We start from the raw sequence: 19922 nt of genomic DNA on the forward strand, positions 1-19922 counted from the left end.
TGCCATACAGGTAAGATCAGATTGTGCCACATTAACTTATTTGGAGGGGATTCGATGAAACATTCATTAAAGAACATTTCCACTTTGAGCTTGACTTCTTTATTAGTTGGAACAACGCTGCTCGCAGGTTGCTCTTCTTCCGGGGATAAGCCCAGTGCATCATCAGCAACGGATACCAATGCTAAGCGAGGATCCATTAGTGTAACGCTGTACGATCGCGGGAAAGTTCCGCCGGAAGCAGGTACGGTTGCGAACAATATGTGGACGAAATGGATGAATGAGAAAGGTCCGGTTGACGTAAAATATGTCCCGTTTCCTCGTTCTGAGCAAGTGCAGAAATTAAATTTAATGTTTGCATCAGGAGAAGCGCCGGATCTCATTCTGGAATACGATGGCGGTTTCTTTGATCAGCTGTATGCTCAAAAGCAGCTTTTGCCACTGGACGATTTGATTGCAAAGCATAGCACTTCGTACAAAAAATTAATGGAAAAGTACCCGCAGCTTAAGATGCTTGGCCAGAAGGATGACGGCAAAACGTATATGTTCGGACGTATTCTTGGCGCGAAAAATAACGATTTTATTTTAGTCCGTAAAGATTGGTTGACGAAGCTCCATTTGGAGGCGCCTAAGAACGTTGAAGAGTTGTTCCAAGCAGCCAAAGCTTTCCGAGAGAATGACCCGGATGGAAACGGGCAAAAAGATACGTTTGGGCTGAACATTGGCGGAGCATCCGCTGAATCCGTCATTAATTCCATTTTCAATAACGCAAGCCGCTCCGTGAAGGACGGCAAGCTTGTCAATCCGAACATCGGAGAACAAGCGAAAGCTGCTGCGCAGTTCCAGAAAGATCTGTTTGACGGAGGCATCGTTGACAAAGATTTCTTGACGGACAAGAACGGTGAAAAAGGGAAGAAAGACTGGGTGAGCGGAAAGCTCGGATTCTATTTTGCAAGTAGCGGTGTGGATAACGCATCTCTGCTGGATGAGTATAAATCATTGCTTAAAAATGTTCCTGGCGCAGAAGTTATTGCCCTACCCATACCGGCAGGACCATTCGGCCAATTTAATCCCGGTTTTAAATCGCCGATTCAAATGACTGGCGGCATTAATGCCAGCGCGAAGGATCCGGAAGCGATCATGAAATATATCGATTTCCTCGTAGAGGAAAATACAATTATGACACTGAAAAACGGGATCGAGGGCGTGCATTATACGAAAAACAGCGAAGGGGTTGCTACTCCAATCGACCCGGAAAAGAACAAAAAAGAGTTGGTTGGCGTTTTGGATTTGCACATTATGAGTTCTATCGGAACGTTGCCGAAAGCGGAACAAGTAACAGTTAAGCTGGATCCGAAAATTCCGGAAGAGATGAAATTCGGAGAAATACTAAAGACGGCTGATGCCGCATATTTAAATCCAGCCCATGACTTCGCCTACCCAATTCTAAATTGGCCGGGATTGCCTACCAATCTGCAAGTCATCAATAAAAGTACCTCTACGATTAATGACATCTGGAAAAAGTCCATTGTCAGCGGCAGCCAATATACAACAGATCAAGCTTTAGCGGATGTTCAAGATTTATGGAAAAAATCAGGCGGTCAGCAAATCGATCAATTTTATAGTGATTGGATTAAAAACAACGCTGATAAGATTATTTACAACCGGGACTTTATAAAAACGATTAACAATCAATAGGTCTTATGAACGATTGTTTGGGGAGGGAACAAATTGGACGAAAAATCTGTTCATGCGATTGATTTGCGGGCGGTGGGTATAGCGGAAGTGCATCCCTATCCGATACCGGAAATTTTTCATAGTTCCAATGAATATGCCTTATCGGCTAATGGAATTCCCATTCCAATAACCGCATATACGAAAGATTACGATTATGCCGGTTTCTCGGTAACGTCAGGTAAAGTGCTTTATGAGCTGACTTTGCTTGATGAATCCGAGATCACATCGTATACCATTAGCCCGCAAAAGTTGAACATTAAGCCGGTAGTTTCAGGAAATAAAATGACATTTGCAGTGGAGCGAGAAGAGTATCTGATTATTCGGATCAACAACCGGGTTAAACGTGTCGTACTTGCATCAGATCCAGTTGAAACGGATATGCCGTCACCGACGGAAGAAGGTGTTTTTCATATCGGATTCGAACCGTATGGCATTGTACCGGAGTCCGCAGAATCCGGAGTTGCGGCTAGAACGATGGCATTTCAACAAGCTTTGGATGATGCCAGTGAGTATGGTACAGCGCGTGGGAATGGGGTTCAAGGAATCGTATATGTTCCGGCTGGGACCTACTTTGTTACCAATCTGGTCATTAAGAGCAATACGGCTGTTTATTTGGCGCCAGGTTCCGTGCTGATCTGCACAAGTCAGATGGCGGAGCTTCAGGAACATTGGTTCAAGGATTCGGTTGGCAAGCCTGTAACTTGGTGGATTTCGACAGCCAATCAATCTAGCCATATTAAAATCTATGGGCGAGGAACGATTGACGGTAATGGAGAAGCACTCTCTGCCAATGGGATGATCAACAATTTGCTGGTGCCGATCGCGACCTCAGCCTTTCAATTAGACGGCATCACCGTCCGCAACGCTTCCGCCTGGGCCATCACGACAATAAGATCCAAGGAATTGAGCTTTGTACATTTAAAATTGTTCAACAGCTTGAATATGGGAGAGAATGACGGCATCGATGTATGTGAGTCTCAGAAGGTCGTTATTAAACGTGCGATTGGTATCGGACTTGACGATCCATTCTCAACCAAAGCTTGGAAGGAAACGACGGATATTGCATCGGGGAAAGTAAGCTGGCCGGGCGAGCCTGAACCTGTCGTCGATGTTTTGTTTGAAGATTGCTTGGCTTGGACGATCTGTTATGGATTTAAAATCGGCCAAGGCGTCATGCAGAATCAGGAGAATATTACGTTCAGAAACTGCGTTGTCTATGACGCAGCAGTTGGTTTCGGCATCCATCATAAATACGGGTCAGCTGAAGCAAAACATATTCTTTTCGAAAATATGGAAGTCGAAAATCTCAGCTATATGAATGATGATAACAGTGCTTGGATGACGATGTTTATCGTGAACGGCAATCAACTTGGGGTCGGACCGATCACGGATGTTAGAGTAAGGAACGTTAAAGTGTACGACAAAGGAAAAGGTAGCGCGAAGATTCAGGGAGTTCAAGGCGCGTTAATTACGAATGTCCAGTTTCAAAATATTTATATGCCAGGTAACGGGAAAGCAGCGGCGAATACTACCGAAATGAATTTCTTGATTCAAGAATTCAGTAGCGGGGTTTTCATACTGCCGGGAAATTAGTTTCGGGTGGTGCTAAACATCTGAACAGCGAGCAAGAGGAGGCCTTAAAGGTCCTTTCGGATAGCATCTAAGCCCATACTGTTGCTGAGCCATTGGTGGTTATAAATACAAACCATAAGGAGGGAATGAAATGAACAATTACAACAACGGTCTTTTACCGTCAAGCATGTTGGTTCATCGCCATCCTGCAAATCCAATACTTGCGCCAAAGGATATTCCCTATAATCCAGCTTTGGTATTTAATGCAGGCGTTGCGAAATTTCAAGGGAAATATGTGATGGTATTTCGGAACGATTACGGGGATGAAGAAACGCAAACCATTTTACCGCATGTTACGACGAATTTAGGACTCGCCTTTAGTGACGACGGTGTAAAATGGGACGTGAGTCCGTTTCCTTGCTGGAGTTGGGAGGACGACGAGGTAATTCGTGTCTATGACCCCAGATTAACTGTCATCGGCGGCAAATGCTATATGTGCTTTGCGGTCGATACAAAGCATGGGCTTCGCGGAGGCATTGCGGCTACAGAAGATTTTAGCTCGTTTGATGTACTCAGCTTGTCCGTTCCAGATAATCGAAATATGGTGCTATTTCCTGACAAAATTTGCGGTCACTACGTTCGGTTAGAACGGCCGTTTCCCGTGTACAGTCGTAATGGTATCGATCGCTTCGATATGTGGATGAGCGATTCCCCGGATTTACGTTATTGGGGTAATTCAAAGCTTGTGCTCGCTGTTGAACAAGTTCCATTTGCAAATGACAAAATTGGTCCGGGGGCACCGCCAATCAAGACAGATAATGGATGGTTGACTACTTTTCACGCAGTAGATATCGATGCGACCCGTGGTAAGAATGGTTGGGAGAAAACCTGGAAGAAACGATATACAGCAGGTATTATGCTTCTTGATTTGGAGGATCCAAGTCGAATCGTGGGGATGTCAGGTTCACCGCTTCTCGTACCGGAAGCTGCTTATGAGGTTGAAGGCGGATTCCGTAATCATGTCATTTTCCCAGGTGGAATGATTCTCGAAGATTCAGGGGAAGTGAAAATATATTATGGTGCCGCTGATACGGTGGAATGTCTCGCAACTGCAGATGTAAATGATTTAGTACGTCTTTGTCTAGAAGGCAAGTAACAGAGGAGGAACCAAAGTGAGTTATGGTGAAGTGCGTATACCCGCGGAATCAATCCCAGTCTCCCACCAGGTGGATGTTGTCATTATTGGAGAGGGACCTGCAGGGATTGCGGCTGCCATTAGTGCTGCAGCAGGCGGCGTGAAGACACTATTAATTGAGCAGCGGGGGTTCTTGGGGGGGATGGGGACGGTAGCGCTTGTCCCAGCTTTTTGCCCGTTTACGGATAAAGTAAAGCCTATTATTCGGGGTCTTGGCTTGAAGCTGATGGAACGTATGAAGCAGTCCTGCAACGAAGACTTCCGCCAAGCTTATGCGAATTCACTAGATTGGGTGCCTATCGATCCGGAGGTGCTCAGATTACGTGCTCACGGCGGATGATTATTTGCAAGCACGCTCATTTCATGATGATATTGCTCGCAATTCTTATTACATTGATATCCATATGACAACGGCAACAAGCAATAAATGACGTTTACCCATTTGGCACCAGGTCAATCCCACGGCGTACCATACCGAATATTGCTGCCATTAGGAATCGATAACATGTGGGTGCCGGGGCGAGCAGCTTCCTCAGATCGTGTTGTGCAAGGATCACTACGAGTGATGCCCAATTGCTTCGCTATGGGAGAAGCATCTGGAACGGCTGCAGATTTAGCGTTGAAGTCTTCTCTGAATTCACGAGAGGTTTCTATTACAGAACTGCAACAAAGGTTACTACAGAATGGCGTATGGCTCGGGGAAAAAGTAGGCGCAGTGCAAAGCAATGAAGAAAATGATTGTAAGTGAAGAGTTATTCATGGAGCAGTCTCGGTATAGCATACATTGGAGGAGCTAAGAAATCACTTTTGTCAAAAAGAAGGATACAGTAACGTAAATAAAAACCCGCTCATAGAGTCGTATTTTTTTGACCATTAATAATGATAGATTAGACCAGCCACGGAGCACCCTCAGTTCCAGTATCCCTATGACGCCATGAGGAAACAGACACAGGGGAACGAATGCTCCCGAGCAAATGTCGAGAATGGTATGTTTTATCATACTGAAGCCTCCTACCTCGGTGAAAAGGCTAACAAGCCGATAAAGAACTTGAACGAGAATACGATGCAGTACCCGAACAGGAAACTCAACATGAACCAGAAGGCCTGCGCTCCCGTTGGCACACGAATCGGGAATAGCAAAAGTGGCGCTCCGGTCTGCACCTGTTGTGAAATATGCCAATGAAAGTCAGATGGAATCAGCGTGTAAAGTACTAACATTCCTCCATTGCTATCGCGCGTCCAGCTATAGTTGGTTGTAAATATTTGCCAACAAATATACAGCCGTACTTACTAATCTGTCAACAATCAATATAGTATTGTAAATAACAAGTTAATAATGTTGTAATTAATATATCAATATTATACCAATGAATGATTGATAAGTCATGACATTATACGAGAAGATATATCGTCATTTGCTGGATGAAATCAAGGCGGGGAAGCTCAAACTAGGTGATCGTATGCCTTCGGAAAGTGATTTGTCCACTCAGTTCGGCGTCAGCCGCATTACGTCAAAAAAGGGCTTGAGATGATTGCGAATGAAGAATGGATCGTGAGAGTGCGGGGAAAGGGGCAAATGGGCAGGAGAAGTCACCCGGAACACCACCTGGTCGAGCACAAACTGATTCGGAGGACAATAGAGATTAAAACTTTTGGTTGATATAATATAATATATACAATATAAACAAATAACATATTGACATATTTTTATTACAAATGTTATATTAATATCATGAAAGGAAGCGATTACAATCTGAATAGGAGATGGATTATGTATAGTGCGGTTTATCGGAAAATCGAAGAAACAGCTCTTCGACTTCAGCGGATCGACCCGGGACTTTCTGAAATTTTTCAGAAATGCTATCCGAATACGCTGGAAACGACAGTGGAACTGTTGGACGACGGGACGTCCTTCGTCATCACCGGAGACATCCCGGCTATGTGGCTTAGAGATTCGTCCGCCCAGGTTCGTCCTTATGTTCAACTTGCAGCCGAAGATCCGGATGTTCGGCGGATGATACGCGGGGTCATTGAACGGCAGGCCCGATACCTGCTGCTTGATCCGTACGCAAACGCATTCAATAAGGAGCCGAATGGAAATGGGCACTCAGGAGACCAAACACTAAAAGGGCCTTGGGTTTGGGAACGGAAGTATGAATTGGATTCACTGTGTTACCCCGTTCAACTGTGCAGGGAATATTGGGAAGCGACTCGGGACCGGACGATATTCAGCGAAACTGTACATGCGATGTTTCATCGGATCGTCGAAGTCATGCGCATCGAACAGCGGCATGACCGGGATTCCGGATATTCCTTCGAAAGAACGGGCTGCCCGCCCTCAGACACACTGGCGTTTGGCGGAAGAGGCACCCGAACTAATTATACCGGCATGATCTGGTCCGGTTTCCGGCCAAGCGACGATGCCTGCAAGTTCGGTTTCCTAATCTCTTCGAATATGTTTGCCGCCGTCATCCTTCGCTATATCGGACAGTTGGCCAAGGAAATTTATCATGACCACGGCTTGAGTGTAAGCGCTTACATGATATCTGAAGAAGTCGAATTCGGCATCGAGACATACGGCAAAATCAAGCATCCCGTTTACGGATGGATGTATGCTTACGAAACCGACGGATTCGGCAACTACAATCTGATGGATGACGCCAACGTTCCGAGCTTGCTGTCTATTCCGTATCTTGGGTATCGGGACGTGAATGACTCGGTCTACCGAAATACGAGAAGTTTCGTTCTAAGCCCGGATAACCCTTATTTTTCGTCGGGTCGATTCGCGCAAGGCGTTGGAAGTCCGCATACGCCTGCAGGACACGTTTGGCCGATCGGTCTCATCATCCAAGGGCTGACATCGACCGATCTGGCAGAGCAGGATGATCTTGTACGGATGCTAGCTTCCACTACCGCCGGCACAGGTTATATACACGAAAGTTTCCATCCTGATGAGCCAGAGACGTTCACAAGAGAGTGGTTCGCTTGGGCGAACAGTCTGTTTGGCGAGTTTATCTGCAAATGGCTCGATCGGAAGCTTGAATAAGGAAAGGTGGTCGGAACGTTTGATTACAGCATCCAGGAAGAGGATTTACCTTGAATGGACCAAAGGGTACTTATTCATCCTTCCCTCGATCATCGGCTTCAGTGTATTCGTCGCCTATCCGCTCATTTCCTCGCTTTACTATGCGTTGACGGATTGGGATGGCATTAACAAGCCCAAGTTTGTCGGACTCGATAATTTTATTTATATGTTTACCGTCGATCCAGCTTTTTGGAAGTCGCTCCGTGTAACCTTCTATTACGTTCTGCTTAATGTGCCTGCCTCGCTCATCTTCGGCCTTGCGCTAGCTATGCTGCTCAATCGCAAGCTGCCCGGCATCAAGTTTTTCCGGACTGCCTTTTACTTACCGACGGTTATCCCAGCTGTGGCGACCTTAACGCTCTGGCGATACATGTATCAACCCCAATACGGATTGGCCAATCAGGTGCTGAGATTGTTCGGCCTGCCGGACGCTCCCTGGCTTACGAGCGAGAATACGGCGCTCCTGTCCATCATCTTATCGGGCTTATGGCAGGTCGGATCGGGGATGATCATATTCCTTAGTGGCTTGCAATCCGTACCGCAAGACTTGTATGAAGCCGCGGAGGTGGACGGGGCGAAAGGCTGGACAACGTTTTCCCGCGTGACCCTGCCTATGATTACACCGATATTGTTTTTGCAGCTCATATTGGGGATCATCGGTTCCTTTCAGGCATTCACCCAAATCGTCGTCTTAACCCACGGCGGTCCCAATTTCTCGACGATGTTGCTCAACTATAAGATTTACGGAGATGTGTTTAACGGCAAAATGTTCGGATACGGCATTGCGGAGGTTTGGATTCTATTCCTTATCATCATGTTCTTTACCTTACTAACTTACCGGTATTCCAATCGATTCGTGCATTACGAAAATGACAACAGGGGGTGAAACGAATGGCAGTCTCCCAGTCTGCGGTAATTGATAATGCCCGATCAGCCGGCCGCACGGCCAAATATTCAGTGAAAGATACGGTTCGTTTCTTGATTCTTCTCGTCGGCTCCATCGCCATGCTGTATCCGCTCCTCTGGATGATTACAATCGCGCTGAAAGGGAATGAAGAAATATTCAAGATTCCACCCGATTGGTATCCGAAGGAGTTTCATCTGGAAAACTTCGTGAAAGGGACGCAGACCATCAACTTCTGGCAGACGTTCGGCAATTCGCTGTTCATTGCCGTCGCCTGTACGATCGGGCAAGTCGTCAGCTCCGTCCTCGTCGGGTACGGGCTTGGCAGGCTTCGATTTCCAGGGCGGAAAATGTGGTTTTCGTTCTTCGTTGGCAGCCTCATGCTGCCAGGCTTCGTTGGGCTCGTTCCGATCTTTCATCTGTTCATCTCACTTGGCTGGTATAATACGTATCTTCCACTCATCGTACCGGCTTTTCTCGGTAATGCAACATTTACGTTCTTGTTCATCCAATTCACGAGCACGATTCCGAAATCGTTCGACGAGGCATCCAAGATCGACGGGGCAGGAGATTTTCAAATCCTTTGGCATGTGCTCGTGCCCATGTCGATGCCGGTTATCGTCACCATGGTGATCTTCGCCTTTAATGGAGCGTGGAACCAATATTTGGAGCCGCTCATTTATATCGCGGATCAAAGCAAGTGGACGTTAGCGATCGCGCTTGCCTCGTATGCGTCAAATTGGACGACGCAATGGAACTATTTCATGGCCGCAGATTTAATCTATATGCTGCCGATGATCATCATCTTTTTCCTTGGTCAAAAGTATTTTATGCAGGGTCTCGGGTCGGTCAATTCCGCCGGCTTGAAATAAACCATTCAAGGAGGTCCATAGAAATGAAAGCGGTTAAATTGGTGTGTCTGACAGGAGCGTTAACTCTGGCGTTGGGGACGGTGGCAGGTTGCTCGGAAAGCACGAGCTCAAGCGGCGGTACGACCGCTCCAGCAGCAACATCCGGCAATGATAGCAAAGCGGCGACCACGGAGGTCACGCTGATGACTTGGGAATCCCAAGCGATGAACGACAAGATCATGGCTTCGATGAAGAAGTTCGAAGAACAAAATCCTGGCATCACCGTTAAGCTGCTTCCTGCTCCGCTTCAGGATTACGGCATCAAAATCAATGAGATGATGGCGGCCAAAAAAGCACCGGATATTTTCATGACCGGCAACGACATGACGCTGCAAAACGGGGCGAAAGGCCTTCTTTATGACTGGTCGGCAAAAGCTGGTTTGGATCAGGAATTTATGAACGGATTTTATCCGGGTGTCGTCGACAGTTGGAAATCGAATAACAAGCTTTACGGATTACCGGGCCTACTTAATACATATGGCGTTTTCTACAACAAAAAGCTGTTCAAAGATGCCGGGCTTCCGGAGCCGAAGCGGGGCTGGACCTATGACGAATTTTTTGATGCTATGGCCAAATTGACTTCGAATAAAGGCGGCATTCAGCAATACGGATATTATGGCCGACCTGATGCATTTAACGTATCGCTGTACTCGGTATCGGCGGGAGGCGCTCCTTTTACCGATTCGATCGTCAATCCGACAAAGGTGGAAGTAAGCCCTCAGTTTATCGAAGGCGTGAAGAGGTATCAGAAAGCGATTGCCGACAAATCCATGATACCGCCGACGTTTGACCAAGCTAATGTCATGGCGTCCTTTAAGGACGGCAAGGTTGCGATGACGATGCAAGGGCAGTGGGTGGCCGACGACCTGATCCGCAACGCGCCTAACCTAGAATGGGGCTATGCTCCTCAGCCGGTTGTGAAAACGCAGTCGGAAATTTATGACGCCGTCGGTTGGTGCAGCCCGGCTACCATCAAGAATCCGGACGCGGTCTGGAAAGTACTGAAGTATCTTGATTCCTCGATGTATCAAGAAGTGCTGCCGTCCACTCCGGTCGCACCGGCCGCTTACAAATCGGCAACAGGCGCTTACTTCGATACGCTTAAGAAAGCGGGGCACACGGATTTGGCGGAAGGGATCGATTATATTCTGAAATCACCTAACATTCAGCCGGTGCGTTTCCTGACGACCTGGTCTGGGAAAGCGAACCCATTCATTGATGCCGTTTGGAACAATGTCTTGAGCGGCAAAGCGGGCGAAGCCGAGCTAAAGGATATGGCAGACAAGGTGAACAAAGTGATAGCATCATCCAAATAACCCGACAGCACTCGGAATTTGAATTTATAAAATTCATATTTTTTCGGAGGTCATGTATTGATGAAAAAAAGGAACCGCTTCAAACTTTTACTCTTGTCTACGGCCTTTTCTTTAGCTTTCACATCATTTTCTGCGCTGGGAATCCCAAAAGCAAATGCATTTACTTCCTCTGACGCGGATACAGCCATACAAGCGTTTAACGCGAAGTTCTGGGACAGCAGCGCAAAGTATTTTTGGAAAAATTCGAATCGCGGCAGCAACTATATGGACTTCTGGATAGAAGCGGAGCTTTGGGAAATGGTCATGGACGCCTATCTTCATACTTCCGATGCCGGTTTGAAAGCGCAGCTTCGAACTCAGATTGACGACATTTTTGACGGTACGGTAGCGAAATACGGGGAGGATTGGACGAACAATCATTTCAATGACGACATCATGTGGTGGGCGATGGGTTCAGCAAGAGCCTACGAAATAACGAAAAATCAAAAATATTTGGATAAAGCCAAGTATTATTTCGACTTTGTTTACAATACGCAATGGGATGACAGCTTTGCGAACGGCGGCATCTGGTGGATGAATACGGATCACTCTACAAAGAATGCCTGCATTAACTTCCCCGCAGCCGAAGCGGCCGTTTATCTGTATAACATTACGAAGGACGATCATTATTTGGATGCGGCCACCCGCATTTACCGATGGGGCAAGACGATGCTTACGGACGGCAACGGGAAAGTGTTTGACCGCATCGAGATGGAGAAAGGCGCCGTCCCCGATGCGACTCATTACAATCAGGGCACTTTCATCGGCGCAGCGGTAGGATTGTATCAAATAACCGGAAATACCGTGTATCTTGACGATGCTGTGAAAGCGGCGAGCTTTACCAAAGATCATTTAGTCGATGAAAACCGTTTGTTGCGCTATGAAGGACCGAACCACGACCTAAAAGGCGGCAAAACGATCCTGCTTCGCAATCTTGCCTATCTGCAAAAGGCCGTCAACGAGCGAAGCGAAAGCGCCTACAAGCAATTCGCTGCGGATTTTAATTACTGGGCGGCTTTCAACGCCCAAACGGCATGGAACAATCGAAACGCCGACAACATCGTCGACGGCAACTGGTCAGGGCAGCTGCTTGCCGGAACTTATGAGGCTTGGGCATCATCCGGCGCAGTAGAAGCATTGTCCGTTTTGCAATCGCAGGACGTCGCTCTCGGCGGGTATGCCTCCAAAAATCCTTTTAATAAGGTAGAAGCGGAAAGCTATAACATCGGTACCGGATTTGTTATGGAAGGTAGCACGGATGGCTCGTTGCAGCTCGGCGGCATACAGCCCGGATACTATGCGGCTTATAAAAATGTCGACTTCGGATCTGCAGGCGCCATTGGCTTTATCGCCAGAGCGTCAAGCGGAACGCGTGGGGGGAACATCGAAATCAGGCTGGACGCCTTGAACGGCCCTAAAGTCGGGACCTTAAACGTGGAGGGGACAGGCGGATGGAACAATTTTACGGATGCCGTAACCGTTCTTAAAGACGATCAAGGGAACCCGAGCAAAATAACCGGCGTACATGACGTCTATCTTGTCTTCACGAAGACGAACGATCAATATTTGTTCAATTTGAACTGGTTCAAATTCACCACAACGGATCCGACCAAAACGGACGCATACGCAAGGCTGAAAGCAGGCAATTTCGACAGCAGCTCGGGTCTAAGCAAAAATGCTGAGTGGGGCTTCCTGGATGGCATTAAAAATAACGCTTACGCCTCATATAAAGGCATTGACTTTGGATCCGGTGCGGCAGGAGTTACCGTTCATGTAACCAGCGGGAATCAAGGCGGCACGATTGAAGTTAAGCTGGACACTCTGGACGGGCCGACCGTGGGGGTGATCGGAATTCCTGCTTTAGGAAATTGGAATAATTGGGTCGACATAATGTCCAACATCGATGATACCAAGGCAGTGGGCGTCCACGATGTGTATCTCGTATTCCACGGCACAAACGGAAGCGATGCGCCCTGCAATTTGGATTGGTTTTCCTTTTCGACAGTGAAAGGGAAAGCAAGGGATGCTTATGGCAAGCTGGAGGCGGAGAACTACACCACCGGCGTAGGCGTTGGTAAGGAAAACGGCGGCGGTCAAACGTACCTGGCGGGAATATACGGTCCCAATAAGCCGTATGCCATGTACAATTACATTGACTTTGGAACTAAGAGTCCGTCTAAATTTTATGTGAATGCGGCAAGCGCCACCGGCGGAGGAACGATAGAAGTAAGAATCGATAGCATGAATGGCCCAATTATCGCAACAAGCTCCGTTTCGGGCACCGGCGGGTGGCAAAATTTTAAGGTTACCTCGGCAGATGTCACAACCCCTGTAACCGGAAAACACATTGTGTTCATGCTGTTTAAAGGCAATGATTGGTTATACAACTTCGATAAATTTACGTTCGGTGATCCGTCCGTATTTACGGCGCCGCCTCCTCCGCCTGAATCCGTGCCAGACAAAGTGCCTCCAGGAGAGGTAGAGAATGTGCAAGTGATCCGCAGCAACGATTCTATGACATTGTATTGGGACGGCCCTTATGACATCGACGGTCAAAAGTCGCAAATCACGGTATTCAAGAGCGGGCAGCAGGTCGGTAACGCAATTGACGTCGGTAGAGGTATACAGACTGCAGTTTTATCGGGACTTGATAAGAGCAACAGCTATACGATCATGATCAAGAACGCGGATAAGTCGGGGAACGTATCGAAGGGAATCACCTTAGACGACAAGGATTTGCCTTCCTATGCTCTATCCGCTAACGGAATTGTTTTAAAAGATGGCGATTTCTTTGATGACGACTTGGCTCTGAACTTCAAAGCATGGGATAACTTATCGGCGATCAGGACTGCGAAAATCACCATTGACGGTAAGGAATATAAGATCGATCCGACTACACAGCAAAGCATCGACATTGATATGGCCGGAAATCTAGGAATGAAAACGGCCGTTGTCACCATGGAGGACGCTTCTGGAAACAGGCTGGAGAACACAAGGCACGTTAGTGTGACGACCAGCGTCTATGCCATGGAGCATTTAATTACCCGTTTCACGAATTCGGGAGAACTGAGCGGAGCGATCGTCCCGCAGCTGTCCAACTCACTTAAGCAGGTTCAGCATCAGCTGGACAAAGGCAAACAGGATCAAGTGGTAAAGCATATGCAGGATTTTATCAAACACTTGCATAATGAAGCTTTAAGCGGTAACGTACAAACTCGTGCAAAGGCGATTCTGAATACGGATGCCCAATTCCTCATTAATACTTGGCAGAAAAGGAAAGAAGGCTAACCGTAAAAATAGGAAGGTCGACCGCAGGTCGGTCTTCCTATATACATACATGGAAGAGGGGTCAATCGTGATTAGATAGGGGCTGCACGGGATGCCGCCAACGGAGAATTCATTGAATAGAGGTGGGTTATGAAAAAGCTAATAAGCCTGCTTATTCTTGCAGGCATCTTCTGGTCGAGCTTTGCTGGAAACGCTTTCTCGGCTTCCTCGGTAGCTTTGCAGGATATCAAGGACGGCAGAGCCCTGGATACCGTCGCGATGTCGGGACACACCGATCTGGAGACGATCACGGTCAAAGTCTTAAGACCGAATCAAAGCATCCTTTATATGAACGTTTTAAAGGGAGGGGACTTCAGCGATTCGTTCACCTTGCCGGATGATTCCGTACCGGGCACCTATACCGTAATTGCCGGAAGCGGCGACGTGCAGGATGTTAAGAAATTCCAAGTTATTGCGCCGAGCCGTGGAGAAGACGGCGGCAGTTCGGGCGGGGGAGCGGTTCCAGCGCCGGCTAACCAGACGCCCGCGCTCAAGCCTGTCATACAGAACGGCATCGCATCGATTCATCCAGAGGCGGGCCAAAATACAGCGTTGATAGCTGTTGGGGATTTTGCGAATATGCCGCTGAAGGTGTTATTCCACGAAGTGTATCTCACGGTCGGGCCGTCCGAAGTGCAGGCCCTGCTCATGCGGACAGCCAACGCGGAGGGGGCAGTGCTGCAGGTCAAAGTGGAATCGACCACAAGCATGGAAATGGGGCGTCTGACCCGCCAGAACGGTGCTCAGTTTCAAATGGCCGGCGAGATATTTGACGTCAAGGTGTCACTGATAACGAAGGACGGCACTGAAATTCGGGCCGTTCAGCTTGCAGGGGACATGGAGCTGTCTCTGCCTTACGATCCGAAGGCCGATGAACGCTTACTTGGTATCTACTACCGCAATGATGACACTAAGCAATGGGAATACGTTGGCGGCACGGTGGATCAGAACTCGGAGCGGATCCAAGTCAAGCTTAAACATCTGAGTTCTTATGCGGCTATATCGTATAAAAAATCGTTCGATGACGTCCCATCCAGCCATTGGGCAAACCGAACGCTGGAATTGCTGGCTGCTCGGCATATCGTGTCGGGCAAAACCGAAAACTTGTTCCAGCCTGACGACTATACGACGCGGGCGGAATTCACGGCGATGCTCGTGCGCGTATTGGAGCTGCCAACCGGCAAAGAAAGCACTCCCTTCTCGGACGTAAGCGCTGATGCTTGGTACGCCGATCCCATCCAGAGAGCCTATGCGGCAGGGTTGATTTCCGGGCTGACGGATACCAAGTTCGGTCCCGATGCCGCCATTACCCGCGAACAGATGGCTATGCTGCTCGTAAAGGCTTATGAGGCCAAGCGCGGGAGCATTCATGCGGGGCAGGCTTCGCAGCCAGTCTTCAAGGATCAGGATCAGATTTCCGGATGGGCCCGGGAAGCTGTGAACCAAGCATGGACCGCGAAGCTGATGCAGGGCATCGGAGAGGGCACTTTTGATGCTCAATCCGCCGCTACTCGTTCACAGAATGCTCAAGCGATCTACAATTTGATGCAAAACCTTTTGCCCTAACAACAGTTGGGCCAAACCATGAATCAGGAGGAGAGTACGCTTGCATAACAGACGCTATTTGCGGCCAATTACGGCCAAGTTGTTTTTGATGGTTTGCTTGCTGCTTAGCAGCTTGCCGTTCGGATTGCCGGGAACCGTCGTGGCCAATTCCGTGCAGCTTCCAATCACGCACTCCACATTCGATGAAGGAACCGGTACGACGGCAACCAATGCATCGGTGACCGGGGTGACCTATAACGAAAGCTCAACCTCCCTCGTTGTGAGCGATGGAGTATACGTGTCCGACCTGAACTGGGTCAGCATGGAATCGTACTGGAGCGGCGCCAAGAAAGATAAGTCGTTGGACGGCAACACGCTGACCTCAGCGGGGAAAACGTACAATAAGGGCATCGGTTCGCATGCAAATTCCAAAATCGTGTACAATCTCGACCCGGCCTACAAGCGCTTTACGGCGATTGCCGGGATTGACGACGAGATCAAATCGAACCCGGATCATGTCAAGGCCAAGGCCAAATTTTACGTCAAGGCGGACGATACAGTTATCGCCAGTTCGCCGGAATTGAAATTTAACGAAACGTATACATTCCAGGTCAAGATTCCGGCCGGGGCCAAGACACTGACCCTGATCACCGATGACTTGGGCGACCCGACTTGTGACCATACGGATTGGCTGGACGCCCGGTTCCTGTTGACAGACGAAGATGGCGGCTGGTCGCCTTCTGAGCCTGTCGTTATCGCCAGCCCCGGAGGTCAGGTCACGAGTACGATTGAGCAGATTGACGGAAGGCTGACCTATTCTATGAAGTTTAACGGCGCAACTGTGGTTGAAAAGTCGGCGCTCGGCGTCACCGTGGACGGCCACGATATCGGCGAACGGGTGCTCTGGGACCGCACTCAAGCGGTTACCGTTTCTCCGGACGCTATCACTTATCCAATAGTCGGCAATCATTCCACAGCCAGGGATCATCACACGCTTACGACGATTCCGATTACGGACGTGAACAGCGGCACGAACTACAAGCTCCAGGTCAAACTGTTTGACGATGGAATCGCTTTTCGGTATGTGATACCGCCGGGAACATCGGACCGCGTGTTTTCTGGCGAAACTACCAGCTTCCGGCTGCCCGCGGACAGCACCGTCTGGTATCAGCAAAATACAACCAATTATGAAGGCCGCTTCACGAAGCAGAGTGCTCAATCTGTCCCTGTAAATACGAAAATCGGCCCGCCGATGACGATTAAGCTTCCGGGAAGCGCCGGGTATGCCGCGATTACCGAGGGAGCGCTCGTTCAATATGTCGGCATGACCTTGATTGCCGAAGGCGGAGCCAACTTCAAAGCCAATTTCATCAATGGCGGCAACTGGACCTTGTCCGGCGAGGTTTCGACGCCATGGAGAATCGTAACCGTAGCCGATGACTTGAACGGTCTCGTGAACAACGACATCTTGACCAATGTGAGCCCGCCGCAAGCTCCGATCTTTGATAACAACACCGATTGGATCAAGCCCGGATCCTCCACTTGGTCCTGGGTTGTGGACGGTGATGTCAGCAAGCGCAACATGCTGCTCTATATCGACTACGCCGCCGAAATGGGCATTCCGTACAATCTGATTGACGAAGGATGGACGGACTGGGCATCAACGCCTGAGGAGTTTTGGGCCGCGGTCAAAGAAGTCGTGGACTACGGCAAATCCAAGCATGTAGAAAGCTGGCTATGGAAATCCGCTTCCGATCGCTTCGGCATCAGAGGCCTCTTCAACCGCGAAGACCGGATTGCCTTTTTCGAGAAGGCTAAAGAGGCAGGTGTAGTCGGGGTCAAGATCGATTTCATCGACGGCGAAGAGCTGTTCAAGATAAATTTCTATAAAGACACGCTGGAGGACGCCGCGAAATATCGCCTGATGGTTAATTTCCATGGAGCCAACAAACCGACAGGTTTGTCGCGGACTTATCCCAATGAATTGACCCGCGAGGGCGTGCACGGTCTGGAGCAAGGCGCGCCGCCTGCAGATCATAACACCACCTTGCCGTTCACCCGCTACCTGGCAGGTCACGGCGACTATACGCCGATGTCGCTCAGCAACCGGATGGGCAAAAGCTCCTGGAGCCATCAGGTGGCCACGGCGCTAAGCCTCACCTCGCCGATTCTTTCCTTCGGGGAGCATCCGGAGAACATGCTGCTGAATCCGGCCGTAGAGCTGTTCAAAAGCATGCCGACGGCCTGGGATGAGACGATCGTACTGCCCGGCAGCGAAATCGGAGAGGTTTCGGCGATGGCCCGCCGCTCCGGTACGACCTGGTATGTGGCCGTCATGAACGGATTGGAGGAGCGTACGATGGGCCTGAACCTATCGTTCCTCGGCAGCGGGAAGTACAATGCCAGCATCTATGCAGACGACATGACGAAGCCCAACGCTTACAGCCTAGATAAGCAGGTGGTGTCTTCAGGCGACGTATTAAGCATGAAGATGCGCGGTAGCGGAGGCTATGTGACCAAATTCAGCCAGCTTGACATGGAGCCATTCGGCGGTGGATTTCTGGATAAACGTACGGTTCATTTGATAACGTCGAACAGCTCGAGCGAGATTCATTATACGCTGGACGGTTCCGAGCCGAAGGCTAGCTCTCCGAGATACGAGAAGGAAATCGTGATCACCGATTCCGCCGTCCTTCGTGCGGTCATCACGAGCGGGGAAGGAGCCGGCAGCGCCGTGACTGCCCGATTCAACAAGACCTTGCCACTCATAAAGATCCTGTACGACGGGGATCGGAACTGGGTCAATCCAGGCGGGAAAGTAAGGATACAGACCAATGCGGAGGGAGGCGACTACGAAATTCGCTATACGCTGGACGATACCGAACCGAGCCAACATTCGCTGCTGTATACGGGACCTTTTACTCTCCCTGTAAGCACGGCTAAACTAAAAGCCAAGCTTTTTGTGAAAGGACAACCAAGCTCAAACACCGTATCGAAAACGCTGTACACCTTGGAGCATAACGGCCCTGTGCCTCCTCTGCCGTCGGTTTACTTGGACGAACTGAATTGGGTCAGCGCGACGTCCGGTTGGAACAACATACCGAAGAAGAAGCTTTCAATTGACGGCAATCCACTAAGAGCGGGCGGCAAAACGTATGAGCGCGGTTTGGGGACTCACGCCAATTCCGATATCGTATACACGATTCCCAAAGGGGCTAAAAGATTTGTCGCTATTGCCGCTGGGGACGACGAGGTGAGGGAAGAAGGCGGATACGCAAGCATGCTGTTCAGCGTGCATGTGGATGGGAGGCTTGCTGCCGTCTCGCCGCTCATCGGCAAAGGCATGCTATGGAACTTCGACGTCCCGCTGCCGGAGGGAGCCAAGCAGATTCTCCTGTCGCTGAACGATGCGGGAGGCAAAAACTTCGACCACGGCGATTGGCTGAACGCCGGGTTCTTGACAACGGCCATGACGGCCCGGGAATTGGCGGCGAGCATCAAGCAAATCGCGAATCCTTCGCCTAGCGACACCCGGCTTAAGCTGCCAAGCGTACCGGATGGATTCCGCATCGCGATTCAAAGTTCCAGCGATCCTAGCATCATTGCGCTGGACGGAACGATTCGGGCGCCAAAGGCGCAAACGACTGTACAGGTGGTTCTGGAGATCACCGACTTGTCGGACGGCAGCAAAGCGGCGACCGAGGCGATTGCCGTTCTCGTCCCGCAGGCCAGCGGACTGGCGCCATATACGCTGACGACCACAGGCGTTCTCAAGCGAGATGGCGGCATCGAGGCCCAAATTAGTGTTCAGCCGACGCCGGAAGCGGTGAAAGGTCCGGATGAGCAGGTCATCGTGTTCCAACTGATGAAAGGCAACACGCCTATAGGGATCGTGGCTATTCAATCCGACAGAATCGAAACCTCCAAAACCTTCAACGCTTTCTTCAACGCGGCTGATTTTGACTCCAGTCTGTACACTGTTCGAGCCATGGTGCTGGATCGCTTTAACAGCGATTTGACATCTTCAGTCAGTTTGGCAGCGCTGGCCCAGCTGAAATAGACGAGAGGGGCTGTCCCATAAGGTCTAAACCTGAGGACGCCCTCTTCACTTCGTTTTCGATTACTCGGAAATTGTTTTGCTGAGGTATATTTTTTGTATATTGGATATATAGTAAAGTGTCAATAAAACGCTTTCATTTTGGACAATGCAATTAAACCGATTTAATAACGGTTTTCTTTCTTTTTTGAACATGCATAAAAAGAATTAAACCGGTTTAATACAAATTTTATTTGG

General features: G+C 49.2%; 15 protein-coding genes. 14 read left to right on the plus strand and 1 reads right to left on the minus strand.

Annotated features, from left to right (window positions below; all coding sequences use genetic code 11):
* Positions 1-54: 54 nt before the first annotated feature.
* From ICC18_RS17240 to ICC18_RS35005, 6 genes are all read left to right on the plus strand, one after another.
* On the plus strand, positions 55-1695 hold the full coding sequence (locus ICC18_RS17240; RefSeq protein ID WP_188175671.1) for an extracellular solute-binding protein: 1641 nt from the start codon (positions 55-57) through the stop codon (positions 1693-1695).
* A gap of 33 nt (positions 1696-1728) precedes the next feature.
* Positions 1729-3327 carry a glycosyl hydrolase family 28 protein gene (locus ICC18_RS17245; RefSeq protein WP_188175672.1) on the plus strand — a complete coding sequence of 533 codons (1599 nt, stop codon included), beginning with the start codon at positions 1729-1731 and terminating at the stop codon, positions 3325-3327.
* A 130-nt stretch (positions 3328-3457) separates the two neighbouring features.
* Complete coding sequence (locus tag ICC18_RS17250; protein WP_188175673.1) at positions 3458-4462, plus strand: glycoside hydrolase family 130 protein; 1005 nt, start codon at positions 3458-3460, stop codon at positions 4460-4462.
* Between the two features lie 16 nt (positions 4463-4478).
* Positions 4479-4841: an FAD-dependent oxidoreductase gene (locus ICC18_RS34995; protein ID WP_312029542.1), complete on the plus strand. Its 363-nt coding sequence runs from the start codon at positions 4479-4481 to the stop codon at positions 4839-4841.
* Positions 4825-4932 carry an FAD-dependent oxidoreductase gene (locus ICC18_RS35000; RefSeq protein WP_312029543.1) on the plus strand — a complete coding sequence of 36 codons (108 nt, stop codon included), beginning with the start codon at positions 4825-4827 and terminating at the stop codon, positions 4930-4932. The genes ICC18_RS34995 and ICC18_RS35000 overlap by 17 nt, the downstream gene beginning before the upstream one ends.
* On the plus strand, positions 4929-5249 hold the full coding sequence (locus tag ICC18_RS35005; RefSeq protein ID WP_312029544.1) for an FAD-dependent oxidoreductase: 321 nt from the start codon (positions 4929-4931) through the stop codon (positions 5247-5249). Before ICC18_RS35000 ends, ICC18_RS35005 begins: the two co-directional genes overlap by 4 nt.
* Positions 5250-5512: 263 nt before the next feature.
* On the opposite strand, the gene ICC18_RS17260 is transcribed toward ICC18_RS35005, so the two are convergent.
* Positions 5513-5719: a hypothetical protein gene (locus ICC18_RS17260; protein ID WP_188175674.1), complete on the minus strand. Its 207-nt coding sequence runs from the start codon at positions 5717-5719 to the stop codon at positions 5513-5515.
* 167 nt (positions 5720-5886) lie between these two features.
* Between ICC18_RS17260 and ICC18_RS34785 the strand changes: the two genes are divergently transcribed.
* The 8 genes from ICC18_RS34785 (at position 5887) to ICC18_RS17300 (ending at position 19688) form a co-directional block, all read left to right on the plus strand.
* Complete coding sequence (locus ICC18_RS34785) at positions 5887-6033, plus strand: winged helix-turn-helix domain-containing protein (protein WP_188175675.1); 147 nt, start codon at positions 5887-5889, stop codon at positions 6031-6033.
* Positions 6034-6272: 239 nt separating this feature from the next.
* Positions 6273-7547: a glycoside hydrolase family 125 protein gene (locus ICC18_RS17270; protein WP_188175676.1), complete on the plus strand. Its 1275-nt coding sequence runs from the start codon at positions 6273-6275 to the stop codon at positions 7545-7547.
* A 19-nt stretch (positions 7548-7566) separates the two neighbouring features.
* The gene (locus tag ICC18_RS17275; RefSeq protein ID WP_223192631.1) at positions 7567-8472 is read left to right on the plus strand and encodes a carbohydrate ABC transporter permease; all 906 of its coding nucleotides are present in this window, start codon (positions 7567-7569) and stop codon (positions 8470-8472) included.
* Positions 8473-8477: 5 nt separating this feature from the next.
* Positions 8478-9362 carry a carbohydrate ABC transporter permease gene (locus tag ICC18_RS17280; RefSeq protein WP_188175678.1) on the plus strand — a complete coding sequence of 295 codons (885 nt, stop codon included), beginning with the start codon at positions 8478-8480 and terminating at the stop codon, positions 9360-9362.
* A gap of 23 nt (positions 9363-9385) precedes the next feature.
* Positions 9386-10717, plus strand: a complete 1332-nt coding sequence (locus tag ICC18_RS17285) for an ABC transporter substrate-binding protein (protein ID WP_188175679.1) — start codon at positions 9386-9388, stop codon at positions 10715-10717.
* A 60-nt stretch (positions 10718-10777) separates the two neighbouring features.
* Positions 10778-14044 carry a carbohydrate-binding protein gene (locus ICC18_RS17290; protein ID WP_188175680.1) on the plus strand — a complete coding sequence of 1089 codons (3267 nt, stop codon included), beginning with the start codon at positions 10778-10780 and terminating at the stop codon, positions 14042-14044.
* Between the two features lie 129 nt (positions 14045-14173).
* Positions 14174-15649, plus strand: coding sequence for an S-layer homology domain-containing protein (locus ICC18_RS17295; protein ID WP_188175681.1), 1476 nt, complete (start codon positions 14174-14176; stop codon positions 15647-15649).
* Between the two features lie 40 nt (positions 15650-15689).
* Positions 15690-19688, plus strand: a complete 3999-nt coding sequence (locus tag ICC18_RS17300; protein ID WP_188175682.1) for an NPCBM/NEW2 domain-containing protein — start codon at positions 15690-15692, stop codon at positions 19686-19688.
* Positions 19689-19922: the final 234 nt, after the last annotated feature.

The sequence above is a fragment of the Paenibacillus sedimenti genome, assembly GCF_014534655.1.
Taxonomy (GTDB): domain Bacteria; phylum Bacillota; class Bacilli; order Paenibacillales; family NBRC-103111; genus Paenibacillus_E; species Paenibacillus_E sedimenti.

What these genes read in the sequence shown, in the direction of transcription:
- ICC18_RS17240 (WP_188175671.1), top strand. Translation starts at nt 55, where the DNA reads ATGAAACATTCATTAAAGAACATTTCCACTTTGAGCTTGACTTCTTTA.
- ICC18_RS17250 (WP_188175673.1), top strand. Translation starts at nt 3,458, where the DNA reads ATGAACAATTACAACAACGGTCTTTTACCGTCAAGCATGTTGGTTCAT.
- ICC18_RS35005 (WP_312029544.1), top strand. Translation starts at nt 4,929, where the DNA reads ATGACGTTTACCCATTTGGCACCAGGTCAATCCCACGGCGTACCATAC.
- ICC18_RS17260 (WP_188175674.1), bottom strand. Translation starts at nt 5,719, where the DNA reads ATGTTAGTACTTTACACGCTGATTCCATCTGACTTTCATTGGCATATT.
- ICC18_RS34785 (WP_188175675.1), top strand. Translation starts at nt 5,887, where the DNA reads ATGACATTATACGAGAAGATATATCGTCATTTGCTGGATGAAATCAAG.
- ICC18_RS17270 (WP_188175676.1), top strand. Translation starts at nt 6,273, where the DNA reads ATGTATAGTGCGGTTTATCGGAAAATCGAAGAAACAGCTCTTCGACTT.
- ICC18_RS17280 (WP_188175678.1), top strand. Translation starts at nt 8,478, where the DNA reads ATGGCAGTCTCCCAGTCTGCGGTAATTGATAATGCCCGATCAGCCGGC.
- ICC18_RS17285 (WP_188175679.1), top strand. Translation starts at nt 9,386, where the DNA reads ATGAAAGCGGTTAAATTGGTGTGTCTGACAGGAGCGTTAACTCTGGCG.
- ICC18_RS17290 (WP_188175680.1), top strand. Translation starts at nt 10,778, where the DNA reads ATGAAAAAAAGGAACCGCTTCAAACTTTTACTCTTGTCTACGGCCTTT.
- ICC18_RS17295 (WP_188175681.1), top strand. Translation starts at nt 14,174, where the DNA reads ATGAAAAAGCTAATAAGCCTGCTTATTCTTGCAGGCATCTTCTGGTCG.